Source organism: Xenorhabdus sp. KJ12.1, assembly GCF_963876495.1.
Classification (GTDB): domain Bacteria; phylum Pseudomonadota; class Gammaproteobacteria; order Enterobacterales; family Enterobacteriaceae; genus Xenorhabdus; species Xenorhabdus stockiae.
This window is the reverse complement of the sequence record NZ_CAWNQH010000061.1, coordinates 24,941-38,607: the sequence shown is the minus strand read 5'-3', so window position 1 is coordinate 38,607 and position 13,667 is coordinate 24,941. Positions and strand designations below refer to the sequence as shown.

Genomic DNA, 13,667 nt, shown 5'->3' with positions numbered 1-13,667 from the left:
CAGTTCCTAGGAGCGATATTGCTGATGAACGCTAAAATCCCCGATTCACACACTCAATCACATGCCAACGTGGATCAACAGGAAATCGAAAAATTTGAAGCAGTTGCTTCCCGATGGTGGGACCTTGACGGCGAATTTAAGCCATTGCACCGTATTAATCCATTACGCTTGAATTATATCTTGCAACGAGCCGAAGGACTTTTTGGTAAAAAAGTACTGGATGTCGGATGTGGTGGCGGAATACTGTCAGAGAGTATGGCTCGTGAAGGGGCTGATGTGACCGGTCTGGACATGGGTTTTGAACCATTGCAGGTTGCCCGGCTGCACGCCTTGGAATCCGGTATGTCGGTGACTTATGTGCAGGAAACCGTGGAAAGTCATGCCGAACAGCATCCGCACGCCTATGATGTCGTTACTTGTATGGAAATGCTGGAACACGTCCCCGATCCGGGGTCGGCTATTCGCGCTTGTGCCAAACTGGTTAAACCTGGTGGCCATGTATTTTTTTCCACTATTAACCGTAATCGAAAAGCGTGGCTAATCGCTGTTATCGGCGCTGAATATATTTTGAACATGGTGCCAAAAGGAACACATGATGCGAAAAAATTTATCCGCCCTTCGGAGCTAATTGGCTGGCTGGATAAAACTTCCCTGAAAGATCAACATATTATTGGCCTTCATTACAATCCGTTAACAGATAAATTTCGTCTTGGACACAATGTGGATGTGAATTACATGCTTCATACCCAATCCGCTTAACAAGATCGATTAAAGGATTAATAAAACAACAAATAGATACTTTTTTTAAGTTTTTATTTTTGAGTTTCTGCCGATAGGTTTGCGAAAGTAACATCAAGTAACTACGCAGGTTATCGGCTTTTTGACAAAATTAATCCTCAAGTTATCCACAAAACTTCCCGATTTTGTACACTTGATAAAATGCGAAATTAACATTATCTTGTTATTACAGTTTTATTTACCCCCTATATATTGTGTTTCTGGACGTTTCATTGCTACTAGTTCCCAACTGACTTTCAGTCTTCTTGGGGGCATCGTGCTGTCAACGGACAGGAAAAACAATTCAAGGTGAGATACGAAAAAGAAGGTGTATTTCCTCATGAACCAGAGTCTGCTAGTAACCAAGCGTGATGGGCATAAAGAACAAATTGATCTTGATAAAATTCACCGGGTTGTTGCCTGGGCTGCCGAAGGGCTGAAAAATGTCTCAGTATCACAAGTAGAGTTGCGTTCCCAGATTCAATTTTATGACGGTATTAAAACATCCGATATCCATGAAACCATGATTAAGGCTGCTGCGGACCTGATCTCAGGTGATGCTCCGGATTACCAGTATCTGGCAGCGCGTTTAGCCATTTTTAACCTGCGCAAAAAGGCTTATGGTCAATTTGAGCCACCAGCGTTATATGACCACGTTGTACGTATGGTCGATTTAGGTAAGTATGACAAACATTTGCTGGAAGACTACTCCAAAGAAGAATTCGAGCAAATGGACAGTTTTATTAGCCATCTGCGTGATATGGATTTTTCCTACGCAGCTGTTAAACAGCTCGAAGGCAAATATCTGGTACAGAACCGTGTTACCGGTGAAATTTATGAAAGTGCCCAGTTCTTGTATGTACTGGTAGCTGCATGCTTGTTTTCCACCTATCCGAAGGAAACACGTCTGGATTATATCCGTCGTTTTTACGATGCGGTTTCTACTTTTAAAATTTCATTACCAACGCCGATTATGGCGGGAGTTCGTACTCCAACCCGTCAGTTCAGCTCCTGTGTTCTGATTGAATGTGGTGACAGCCTTGATTCTATCAATGCAACATCCAGTGCGATTGTGAAATATGTATCCCAGCGTGCAGGTATTGGGGTGAATGCAGGCCGTATCCGTGCATTGGGCAGCCCGATCCGCGGTGGTGAGGCTTTCCATACTGGTTGTATTCCATTTTACAAGCACTTCCAGACAGCAGTGAAATCCTGCTCTCAGGGTGGTGTTCGTGGTGGTGCGGCGACATTGTTCTACCCAATGTGGCATCTGGAAGTAGAAAGCCTGCTGGTGCTGAAAAACAACCGTGGTGTTGAAGGAAACCGTGTTCGCCATATGGACTATGGTGTGCAGATCAACAAGCTGATGTATGAACGCTTGATCAAAGGGCAAGACATTACTCTGTTCAGCCCGTCCGATGTACCGGGGTTATATGATGCTTTCTTTGCTGATCAGGATGAATTTGAACGCCTGTATACGCAATATGAAAATGACAGCAATATCCGTAAAGAGCGTATCAAAGCAGTAGAACTGTTCTCTTTGATGATGCAGGAACGTGCTTCAACCGGCCGTATTTATATTCAGAACGTTGACCACTGTAATACACACAGTCCGTTTGATCCGGCTATTGCGCCTGTTCGTCAGTCGAATCTGTGTCTGGAAATTGCTCTGCCGACCAAACCGTTGGATAACATTAACGATGAAAATGGCGAGATCGCATTATGTACGCTGTCTGCGTTCAACCTTGGAGCTATTGAGAATCTGAGTGAGCTGGAAGAGCTGGCAGATTTGGCTGTTCGCGCACTGGATTCCTTATTGGATTATCAGGATTATCCGATTGTTGCTGCTAAACAGGGTTCAATGGGGCGTCGTACACTGGGTATTGGTGTCATTAACTTTGCCTATTATCTGGCGAAAAACGGTGTTCGTTATTCTGATGGCAGTGCGAACGGTTTGACTCATAAAACATTTGAAGCCATTCAGTACTATTTGTTGAAGGCCTCCAATAAGCTGGCTAAAGAGCAGGGAGCATGTCCGTGGTTTGGTGAAACAACTTATTCACAGGGCATTCTGCCGATTGATACCTATAAAAAATCGCTGGATACATTGACCAGTGAACCATTGCATATGGATTGGGAAGCTCTGCGTAGCGATATCCTGCAATATGGTCTGCGTAACTCAACCTTATCAGCGCTGATGCCATCGGAAACTTCTTCACAGATTTCCAATGCAACGAATGGTATTGAACCACCAAGAGGTTACGTCAGCATTAAGGCATCAAAAGATGGCATTCTGCGCCAGGTTGTACCGGAATATGATCGTTTGAAAAGGTCTTATGAATTGCTGTGGCAAATGCCAAGCATTGACGGTTATCTGCAATTGGTAGGGATCATGCAGAAATTTATCGATCAGTCGATTTCTGCCAACACTAACTATGACCCAGCGCGTTTCCCTAACGGCAAAGTTCCGATGAACCAATTGCTGAAAGATTTACTGCTCGCTTACAAATATGGCGTAAAGACACTGTATTACCACAACACCCGAGACGGTGCGGAAGATGCTCAGGATGATTTGGAAGAAGTTGTCGAATCTGCTGATTCCGATTGTGAAGGCGGCGCGTGTAAGATTTAATCTGAGGAAACTATGTCCTATACTACTTTTTCGCAAGTAAAAAATGATCAGTTACAGGAGCCGATGTTTTTCGGCCAACCTGTGAATGTAGCGCGTTATGATCAACAGAAGTACCCTATTTTTGAAAAGCTGATTGAAAAACAGCTCTCGTTTTTCTGGCGTCCTGAGGAAGTTGATGTTTCCCGTGATCGCATCGATTACAACGCGCTGCCGGATCATGAAAAACATATTTTTATTAGTAATCTGAAATATCAGACGTTGCTGGATTCTATTCAGGGCCGTAGCCCGAACGTAGCGTTCCTGCCGCTGATTTCAATCCCAGAATTAGAAACGTGGGTTGAAACATGGTCGTTTTCAGAAACAATTCATTCGCGTTCTTACACACATATTATCCGTAATATCGTGAATGATCCTGCTGTTATATTTGACGATATTGTTACAAATGAGCAGATCCTGAAACGAGCGCAAGATATTTCGAAGTATTACGACGATCTGATTGAAATGACCAATTACTATCACCAGTTGGGTGAGGGTACGTATAATGTTGCGGGTCAGGAAATCACAGTGAGTTTACGCGCACTGAAAAAACAGCTTTATTTATGCTTGATGAGTGTCAATGCGCTGGAAGCGATTCGTTTCTATGTCAGCTTTGCTTGTTCATTTGCATTTGCTGAACGTGAATTGATGGAAGGCAATGCAAAAATCATCAAATTGATCGCTCGTGATGAAGCCCTGCATTTAACAGGCACTCAACACATGCTGAACCTACTGCGCTCTGGTCAGGATGATCCTGAAATGGCAGAAATTGCGCAAGAGTGTGAACAGCAGTGTTATGACCTGTTTGTACAGGCAGCTGAACAGGAAAAAGAATGGGCAGAGTATCTGTTTAAAGATGGCTCGATGATTGGCCTGAATAAAGATATTCTGAGTCAGTATGTTGAATATATTACTAATATTCGCATGCAGGCTGTAGGTCTGAAGCTGCCATTTGAAATCCGCTCAAACCCGATTCCTTGGATCAATTCGTGGTTGGTTTCTGACAATGTTCAGGTGGCTCCACAGGAAGTCGAAGTCAGCTCTTATTTGGTTGGTCAGATTGATTCGGAAGTCAATACTGAGGATCTCAGCGGTTTCGAACTCTGATATGGCTGATTACAAAGTTACCCTGCCTTTGAGGCAGGGATTATCTGTCTATTACTCTTCCCGTCTTCACAGTAATCTGTTGGAAGCTTTAGAACAAGGCAAAGTACAGATTGAATATCAATGTCGTGAAGGATATTGTGGTTCTTGTCGTGTTCGATTGCTAAAAGGGAAGGTAGGGTATCCTTGTAAGCCATTAGCATTCGTTAATGAGGGCGAGATTTTACCTTGTAGCTGTTATCCTCTTTCTGATATTGAAATTGAGCCTTGATTGATATTGACGGAAATTTTCTATCCGGTAGATAGTAAATAAGGCAGAGAAATTGTAAATTTTCACTGCTGTCCAATATTAAAGCCATTATTAATAGTAAGTATATTAGAGATATGAATTGATATGCTTACTTTTTCTCGTTGTTGACCTTTCTTCTCCATTGCTTCTTGTTATTAATTCCCTTATCTTTATAAATACTATCCAATCCTTACTGAATATTGGCAGTGCCAGAAAAATAAATTTAGTTAATTCAGTGATTATAGATATTTTATGTAATTTTAATCTATTAGGATTTAATTCTCTGCTGTTTTTGGCGGAGTGATTCATTTAAAACAATTTAATCGATAAGATAAGTAAAAGGTAAGGAGCATATCTATGTATAAAATTGATTATAACTCATACCGTTCAATCAAAAGTTTTAATCGACGTCCCCGTTTTTTAGTGATGCATTACACTGCATTAAATTTCGAAAAATCAGTCGAGGCATTGACGGGGGAAGGAGTCAGTGCGCATTATTTAGTGCCTAACCCTGATGATCCAACATATAAAGCAGCTGGATTTGACTGTCTTCGTATATTTAATCTGGTTGATGAGCCTGAAAGAGCCTGGCACGCAGGTATGAGTAGTTGGTCAGGTAGAAATAACCTGAATGATACATCTATTGGCATAGAGATTATTAATGAAGCCAGCGATAATTGTGGTGTTATAACTTTTCCACCTTATCATCCAGATCAGATTAATGCGATTAAGGAGTTAGTCGTTAATATACTACAGCGATACCCGGATATTACCCCGACTCATGTTATCGGGCATTCTGATATTGCTGTGGGTAGGAAAAGTGATCCAGGCCCTGCGTTTCCTTGGAAAGAATTATATGATGCAGGAATAGGAGCGTGGTATGACGAAGAGGTAAAACAAAAATATATTAAAGAGTTTAATCAATCTCTTCCTGATCGAGCCGATATTTTGAAAAAATTTAGTCAGTATGGTTATGATGTCCCTAACTTGAATGATAATGACGGTTTTAAAAATTTAATTAAAGCATTTCAAATGCACTTTCGCCAGTCAAATTATGATGGAATTTCTGATATAGAAACTGTCGCAATTATATATGCATTAGTTGAAAAATATTTTCACAAAGCCTAGAAAATAATAGAACAATTATTCGTAATATGATTTTATGAAATTTTCATTAATGTCTTATCTTAGAGTTTGTTTGTATTAAATACAGTCCCGGCAAATGATAAGAACGAATTACACTCTTTATCTTTTAAGCTGTTTCTTTTTGGCTGCATCCACTCATCGGTCATCTTATTTATAAAAATATGGTGACCAAAGATGTATCAAAATCTCACTGAAAATTAGCCATTGGCTGAGAAGATTTTTTCTTTACTGTTAGGATACAATTCTAAGTTTCACTGAATATAACTCCATTTATATCTTTGCTATATAAATTAACCTATTGATAATAATGGAAAATTATTAATATCGTGCCTTTTTGAAACTCTATGCCATTATTAATATAAATTATAGGTAATATCTATTTTAGGTGAAATTTATTGTTTTAATCGCATATATTGTTATGCTTTTTTGTTTCATCCTTGCTCTTTGGTAAATGCTAATCTAATCTTAATGTTTTCTTTATGGATTTTTTTAATCCATGGATTATATAAAGTGTTTTATACTGAAAATATCTTAAACTGTGTTGTGGTAGCAATAGAATAAATTTTCTGGAGCATAGACAAATAACTATGTGTTTATAATTAACGATAGTCATCAGAGGTAGGGTGCGGCCAGAAAACGAGGCAACTTAAAAGACGACGAGTATATACCGTTACGAAGATTGTCAGGAGCCTATGATGGGAGTACGGTTAGTTGTGATTGTCATGACGGTAGGGGTAGTCACAGCCATATATAATACCGCTGAGGCAAAATCACCTTATGATGGTGAATATTTGTGCAAAATAAATAAGGAATTGAATGATGCTACTCTCAGGAGTGGCGGGATGTATTTTTTTTCTGCAAATCAGGATACAGCTACAGTTTCTTATAAAAATGCGAGTTTTATTATTCATGAAATAAAACCTCAAGAATTTGTCAGCCCTAAATTAACTCTGATCACTAAATTTGGCATCTTAAATAAAAAAGATCTCTTAGAGATAGGTGAAAACACTTTAATATATGGTGGACAAGGTTATGGATTGGGGTATTTTAGACCGGGTAAAAATGAGTTTTTTATTTCTAAAATAAATATTCCTAACCTAAAGGGGGCTTATATTCTCTCTTTAGAGTACTGTGTCAAAAAACGATGAGTAATACGAAATAAAATTTCACCTAAATCAATCAGGTTATTGAGTTAAATTAGCCTATGTTGTTAATGGATTTTTATTATAAAACGTTACGAACTACTGAGTAATTCTTCATGCTGCCACTCCTCATAGCCATTCATCTGAATCATGCCTTTCAATCTAATGTGATAGATCACATTGCGATTAATACATTTTAGAGAATCAGTCAGACTATTTTGAAAATTGAATAATAAAAAGCCAGTTTTTTATTTTAACTGGCTTATTTTTTCAGCATTGGCATAGTTTTTTACATGAAACGTTTTGTTGACAGACGAATAACAACACAATGTACATTGGAGAAGAAAGATTTTACAGATTTCATGATGGTTTCCTTTCAGAGTTTATAAATTGTGATTTACTTCACGAAAATTTAAATTCTGAGTGGCATTTTATGCACAAACAGAAAAGAGTCAAGGTATTTATTAAATTATTTTTTTAAAATTTAAAATATTTTTGTAACTTCATATAACCAATTGAAATTAAAGTTTTAATTGGTTGATTGTGTAAATATAACCTGTTGATTTATCACCATTTGTACTGTGACATATGCGTATAACTTTTTAATCTGTCTATACTTTATCCAGAAGAATAAGTTTTAACCTGATAGTGAATTCAACTATTGGAGGGCGCTTATGGAAATCAGTGAAAATGGCATCAATGCAATAAAAAGTTATGAGGGTCTGAGACTAAAAGCTTATCCAGACCCTGCGACAGGCGCTGAGCCTTGGACAATAGGTTATGGACATACGAAAGGAGTTGTTCCCGGTCAGGTGATTACCAGCCAACAAGCAGAAGCATTTTTGCTTGAAGATTTAACCCCTATTTATGCCGTATTACAACGATTCGTTAAGGTTGCTTTAACACAGGGACAATTCGATGCGTTATGTTCGTTCATTTTTAATGTGGGCATTGGTAATTTTCTTCGTTCAACGTTACTGAAGAAATTGAATGAGGGTAATTATCAAGGTGCTGCGCAGGAATTTCTGAAATGGGATCAGGCCAACGGGCACGAATTACCCGCGTTACTGGCCCGTCGAAAATCCGAACAAAAAATGTTTTTATCATGTGCTGGCTCTTTCACCAGCACATAATTAATGCCCCAGATAACTATTTTATATCAGCATCAATGACCTGATAGAAAGCATTGGACGTATCAGCGATTGTCCAGACACCAAGGATCACGTGGTAGCCTGAGCGTTCAGGAACCTCACAGTCAATATTCACTTCCTGTGGTGGCCGTTTTCCATGATCTTCCTGTGAGCAGAAAGGCGTAAGATCGAATTGCGCGCGAGCAAGAGGTTTATTCGGATCCCAGTCAGGTTTAGTTATAAAAAACTGCCATGATGTCGTGCTGTGTCGGGCAGTTAAATGCCATTTAAATGTATTTTGTCCTTTATTAACCGGAACGTGATGCCAACGATCTGCGCTTTGTTCATTGAGCTGTTTGAATTGTCCAACACCCGCACTGGCTATCTGGCCATCAGGTGGCCCTGCTTCAGGAAATCCTTTCGGGCCTTCAACAGATTGGGGTTCATACATGACAGGGCCACAATTTTTATTGATTCCTTTTTTACATAGAAGTGCTCTGCTTGGAGGGTTTTCTATATAGCCATGGCGATTCTGAGACTCAGCATTAGCGAATAGAGGATTAGAGAATAAAGCTGTCAGTCCTACTAACAATAATGGCTTTTTAATATTCATGATAAAAGTCCTATTTTCCGTGCTTGACTGTAAAAATAGTAAATTTATTAATGTGTTATATTAAATCACTATTATAAAATATATGTGATTTATACAGTAATACATATGAGTGTTTATAACAAAATCATTAAGTTATAAATACTTAATTTATATTACAGGTGTAATAGAAGGAGAGAATTTCTAAAAGAATTTGGGTATATATAACAAAGAACCCTCCCAGAAAACAAGGAGGGTGAAGGAATAATAAGAAGCAAATGAGGGTGTGTGAAAACATACTTTGATAGTAATATATGTTACATGAAGCTAGCATACAATAAACAGATAATAAATAGCTCTCTTTTTTTATATATTTGAATACAATACGTGTCATATCCTATCATGATAACATTGATCTTTGGGTGGTTAATGCTTTGATTATCAATTGAATTTTCTGGGTGATTTTTTCTCATGAAACGGTTATTGCGTTTTTCAGTTCTATTTTTAGTGCTGAAATAATTCCATCAACAGACACTCCTTGCACTGGTGGTGAAATTTCTTTCTCGCAAAATTCACGCCAAATAAAAAAAGTGAGTTCAGCTCCATCAGTAAGGTGTGACTCTGATGATTTCCCAAAATTACCTAATATCCGATAACGTTCATCACTCCAGAATAAATTCAATATCCATTTTGATACAGGTATAAAATGAAAGTGAAATGGTGTATTGGGTGTATGACCATAATCTTCCTATACACTTCGTCTTTCAAGTTGCTTCTTTGTTGGCTGCGCTCGCTCACCCCGGTCACATAGTTATCTATGCTCCCGGGGGTTCACTCTCTTGCCGCCGCGATGCATCTTGAAATCCATTATGTATATATAGAAGTGTGTTAGAAAAATAAATTTTTTTAAGGTTTTTTCAATATATCCCATAAGAATTCCCATTTCCTGTATGGCTTTGTTTGATAAATCACAAAGATTCATATGGTTATGTCTGGATTGTAGTATCACATAGCCAGGAAGGGATGAATCAATCCTATTATTAACAATCCAATTATTTGTTTTTAGAATTATTTTTTCGTTTGGGATTTTCATGTCATAAATTTCTCAGTGTTTAAATTTTATTACCACATAATAAGCTAATTTCTATCAATTTATATAGATTCAATAAAATTTGTTGTCTTAATTATTCTATTATGGGTGGAAAAATTAAAATTTAATATTTTTTTATCCACTTTATTATTTCATTGTTGAAGAGGATTTTATTAATAAGGAAAGTAACATGAAAAATAAACAAATAACGATTGAGCAGGCAAAGGAATTCTTTTGTGATGGAATGACCGTTATGGTTGGCGGATTTATGGCAGTTGGCACTCCACCACATTTAGTTACAGCGTTATTTGATTCAGGGGTAAAAGATTTGACCCTTATTACCAATGATACCGCGCTCGTTAATATTGGTCTGGGGCCTTTGATTGTCAATGGGCGGGTAAAAAAAGTCATTGCTTCTCATATCGGAACTAATCCGGAAACAGGCCGCCGCATGATTTCCGGTGAAATGGAAGTGCAGCTGATACCACAAGGAACACTGGCTGAACGGATCCGTTGTGCTGGTGCGGGATTGGGTGGTTTTCTAACTCCAACAGGTGTGGGAACCATGGTGGAAGAAGGGAAAGAAAAGAAAATGATCAATGGCCGTGAATATCTTCTGGAGCTTCCATTATATGCTGATCTGGCTCTGATTCAGGCTCATAAAGCCGATACTTTCGGCAATCTGACTTATCATCTCAGCGCCCGTAATTTTAACCCGCTTATTGCACTGGCCGCAGATACCACATTTGTTGAACCGGATGAAATTGTTCCTGTCGGTTCTCTCGATCCGGATCATATTGTCACGCCGGGAGCCATTATTGATTATCTCATTGTTAAATAAAAAGGGAATTAACTATGGACGTTAAAGAATTGATCGCTCGCCGTGTAGCCCTTGAATTGAACGATGGAGATATTGTTAACCTTGGTATTGGTCTTCCGACTCAGGTGGCGAACTATTTGCCAGAGGGAGTGCATATTACCCTACAGTCTGAGAACGGTTTTCTCGGTTTGGGGCCTGTTACACAGATCGATAAAGATTTGGTGAACGCAGGAGGGCAACCTTGTGGTGTATTGCCGGGAGCTTCTATGTTTGACAGTGCTTTTTCTTTTGCACTGATCCGAGGTGGTCATATTGACGTCAGTGTACTGGGGGGCTTGCAGGTTGACCAGAATGCAAACCTAGCTAATTGGTTGATACCGGGAAAAAGGATAACGGGTATGGGTGGTGCAATGGATTTGGTCACCGGAGCTCGTAAGGTGATTATTGCAATGGAACATTGTGCAAAAGAGGGTTCAGCCAAAATTTTGCGTGAGTGTACTATGCCACTGACAGCAGTAAATGCGGTGGATACATTGATCACGGAACTTGCAGTATTCCGTTTCGAAAATAATCAGATGATATTGTCTGAGTATGCACCGGGTATAGACATTGACACTATCAAAGTGAAAACTGAGGCTGAATTTATCATCTCTCCTAATGTAAAGCCGATGTTTTCTGGTGTGATCGGAGATGGCCTATGATAGGTCGCATTTCTCGTATAATGACACGGATTGTTAGCCGTTACCTGCCTGACCCTCTCATCTTTGCCATGTTACTCACCATACTTACCTTTATTATTGCGCTATCGTTGACGCCTAGCACTTCTGTGGATCTGGCAAAAATGTGGGGGGATGGTTTCTGGAACTTACTTGCCTTCGGAATGCAGATGGCGCTGATTATAGTCACGGGACATGCACTGGCAAGTTCCGATCCGGTTAAGCGCCTTCTGAGGCTGACTGCTTCACTGGCAAAAAATCCTGCTCAGGGAGTGATGTTGGTGACTTTTTTTGGCTCCGTTGCCTGTGTGATTAATTGGGGATTTGGTCTGGTTGTTGGCGCGATGTTTGCCCGTGAAGTAGCACGTAGAATACCCGGCTCAGATTACCCGTTACTGATAGCTTGTGCTTACATCGGCTTTCTGACATGGGGAGGTGGTTTTTCCGGCTCAATGCCACTGTTGGCTGCAACTCCCGGTAATCCGGTTGAACATATTGCAGGCCTGATACCCATTAGCCAGACCCTATTTACCCGTTACAATATCTTTATCACTCTCAGCCTTATCGTTGTGATGCCGTTTGTCACCCGTATGATGATGCCAAAGAAAGAGGATATTGTGATAATCGATCCAGCATTGCTGGAAGAAGAGCCTGATTATCAGAAAAAATTGCCAGAAAATGCCCCGTTATCTGAACGTATGGAAGAAAGCCGTATTATCGCAGGGCTCATCGGAATACTGGGATTTACCTACCTCGGCATATATTTCTTCAGCAATGGTTTTAATATTACCATCAACACAGTCAACATGATTTTCCTGCTGACCGGTTTATTACTACATAAAACCCCGATGGCGTATATGCGAGCGATAAGTGCAGCGGCGAAAAGCACTGCGGGTATTCTGGTGCAGTTTCCTTTTTATGCCGGTATTCAGTTAATGATGGAAGGTTCAGGGTTGGGCAGGCTTATCACTGAGTTTTTTATCAACGTTGCCAACAAAGATACATTCCCGATGATGACGTTTTTAAGTTCTGCACTGATTAACTTTGCTGTGCCGTCTGGTGGAGGTCACTGGGTTATTCAGGGACCGTTTGTGATGTCTGCGGCAGAAGCTTTGGGGGCTGATTTAGGTAAATCGGTTATGGCTATTGCATATGGTGAACAATGGATGAACATGGCGCAACCATTCTGGGCATTACCGGCACTGGCTATTGCAGGCCTGGGTGTGCGTGACATTATGGGTTACTGCATCACCGCGCTTCTTTTCTCCGGCTTGATATTTATTATAGGACTTACCTTGTTTTATTAAATGATACACTTCGCGGCGGTCGGCTTTTGTCACTCCTTTGCCGCCGCGATACATCCTGAAACCCATGTATATAAATAAATTTTTGCTTTAGGGTAATTTCGCCACTCTGGCTTCCACTACGACACCCAGAATATGAATATTATCACTAAGAGGTATCATACTGTATTGAGGATTCAGTGGCTTAAGATATGTATCATATCCTTCCGTAATTAATTGTTTAAACGTTAATTTTTCTTCACCCTCAAGTTTTGCAATAACTAATTTATTAGCGAGGGGTTTGACTTTCGGATCTACTAAAATGAGCATCCCTTGCGGGATACTGATCCCATTTGGTGAAGTCATAGAATCATTTTTTACTTCCAGCCAAAAAGCATGGCGTGAACACTCAACAGTGCTGTCGTACCTCTGTTTAATACTGTAGGGCAATACGGGTTCTTCACACCAATTGCCGGCATCTGCCCAGTCGAGTAATGGGTATTGTTTGCAGGTATCGGGTTTCTCAACCAGAACAATATTCTTGCCATAAACGGCAGTTAAGAGTTTCTTTGCTTGTTTATCCAATGTGGGGCTGAAATCTGTGATTGTGACCTCTAATTTATTGGCAAAATAAGCGGCTATCTCCAAATTAAGCGCATTTGTACCATTAAGATAATGCGAGATTGCTCCCTGACTCTTGCCAAGTTCATCCGCGAATTTTTCCTGAGAGATACCTAGCTGTTTCTTCTTTGACACGTATATGTCTTTTAAGCGTTTGGCATCTGCAAGTTGTTCTGCTGTGAGTTTCTTTTTCATAAAACCTATTTTAATACCAATGCTATTAAAATAGTAAATACTAAAAGTATTGAAATATTTAATACTTTGGATATTATTCAGAAAAACAGGAGGCATA

At 39.6% G+C, this 13,667-nt stretch carries 12 protein-coding genes; 10 read left to right on the top strand and 2 right to left on the bottom strand.

The genetic code is table 11. The features are described from left to right. The first annotated feature begins 24 nt into the window (after nt 1–24). The 7 genes from ubiG (at nt 25) to AACS92_RS07475 (ending at nt 8,259) form a co-directional block, all read left to right on the top strand. A complete protein-coding gene (gene ubiG, locus AACS92_RS07505; protein WP_099108349.1) occupies nt 25–759 on the top strand; it encodes a bifunctional 2-polyprenyl-6-hydroxyphenol methylase/3-demethylubiquinol 3-O-methyltransferase UbiG in 735 nt (244 codons plus the stop codon). Nucleotides 760–1,117: 358 nt separating this feature from the next. After that, nucleotides 1,118–3,409: a class 1a ribonucleoside-diphosphate reductase subunit alpha gene (nrdA, locus tag AACS92_RS07500; RefSeq protein WP_099108348.1), complete on the top strand. Its 2,292-nt coding sequence runs from the start codon at nt 1,118–1,120 to the stop codon at nt 3,407–3,409. Nucleotides 3,410–3,421: 12 nt separating this feature from the next. Next, the gene (gene nrdB, locus AACS92_RS07495) at nt 3,422–4,552 is read left to right on the top strand and encodes a class Ia ribonucleoside-diphosphate reductase subunit beta (RefSeq protein WP_099108347.1); all 1,131 of its coding nucleotides are present in this window, start codon (nt 3,422–3,424) and stop codon (nt 4,550–4,552) included. 1 nt (nt 4,553) lies between these two features. After that, the gene (gene yfaE / locus AACS92_RS07490) at nt 4,554–4,820 is read left to right on the top strand and encodes a class I ribonucleotide reductase maintenance protein YfaE (protein WP_099108346.1); all 267 of its coding nucleotides are present in this window, start codon (nt 4,554–4,556) and stop codon (nt 4,818–4,820) included. Between the two features lie 375 nt (nt 4,821–5,195). After that, nucleotides 5,196–5,966 carry an N-acetylmuramoyl-L-alanine amidase gene (locus AACS92_RS07485; RefSeq protein ID WP_099108345.1) on the top strand — a complete coding sequence of 257 codons (771 nt, stop codon included), beginning with the start codon at nt 5,196–5,198 and terminating at the stop codon, nt 5,964–5,966. A gap of 710 nt (nt 5,967–6,676) precedes the next feature. Further along, on the top strand, nt 6,677–7,132 hold the full coding sequence (locus AACS92_RS07480) for a hypothetical protein (RefSeq protein ID WP_153044722.1): 456 nt from the start codon (nt 6,677–6,679) through the stop codon (nt 7,130–7,132). Nucleotides 7,133–7,800: 668 nt separating this feature from the next. After that, nucleotides 7,801–8,259, top strand: coding sequence for a lysozyme (locus AACS92_RS07475; RefSeq protein ID WP_099108343.1), 459 nt, complete (start codon nt 7,801–7,803; stop codon nt 8,257–8,259). 16 nt (nt 8,260–8,275) lie between these two features. Here AACS92_RS07475 and AACS92_RS07470 read toward each other — a convergent pair whose 3' ends face one another. After that, on the bottom strand, nt 8,276–8,869 hold the full coding sequence (locus AACS92_RS07470) for a lytic polysaccharide monooxygenase (RefSeq protein ID WP_099108342.1): 594 nt from the start codon (nt 8,867–8,869) through the stop codon (nt 8,276–8,278). A gap of 1,256 nt (nt 8,870–10,125) precedes the next feature. On the opposite strand from AACS92_RS07470, the gene atoD reads away from it, so the two are divergent. From atoD to AACS92_RS07455, 3 genes are read left to right on the top strand one after another with little or no spacing between them, the layout of a single operon-like run. Then, nucleotides 10,126–10,776, top strand: a complete 651-nt coding sequence (gene atoD / locus AACS92_RS07465; protein ID WP_099108341.1) for an acetate CoA-transferase subunit alpha — start codon at nt 10,126–10,128, stop codon at nt 10,774–10,776. A gap of 14 nt (nt 10,777–10,790) precedes the next feature. Continuing rightward, complete coding sequence (locus AACS92_RS07460; protein ID WP_099108340.1) at nt 10,791–11,456, top strand: 3-oxoacid CoA-transferase subunit B; 666 nt, start codon at nt 10,791–10,793, stop codon at nt 11,454–11,456. After that, nucleotides 11,453–12,778, top strand: coding sequence for a TIGR00366 family protein (locus tag AACS92_RS07455; RefSeq protein ID WP_099108339.1), 1,326 nt, complete (start codon nt 11,453–11,455; stop codon nt 12,776–12,778). Before AACS92_RS07460 ends, AACS92_RS07455 begins: the two co-directional genes overlap by 4 nt. 87 nt (nt 12,779–12,865) lie before the next feature. Here AACS92_RS07455 and AACS92_RS07450 read toward each other — a convergent pair whose 3' ends face one another. Next, nucleotides 12,866–13,666, bottom strand: a complete 801-nt coding sequence (locus AACS92_RS07450) for a LexA family protein (protein ID WP_241537837.1) — start codon at nt 13,664–13,666, stop codon at nt 12,866–12,868. Nucleotide 13,667 lies beyond the last annotated feature (1 nt).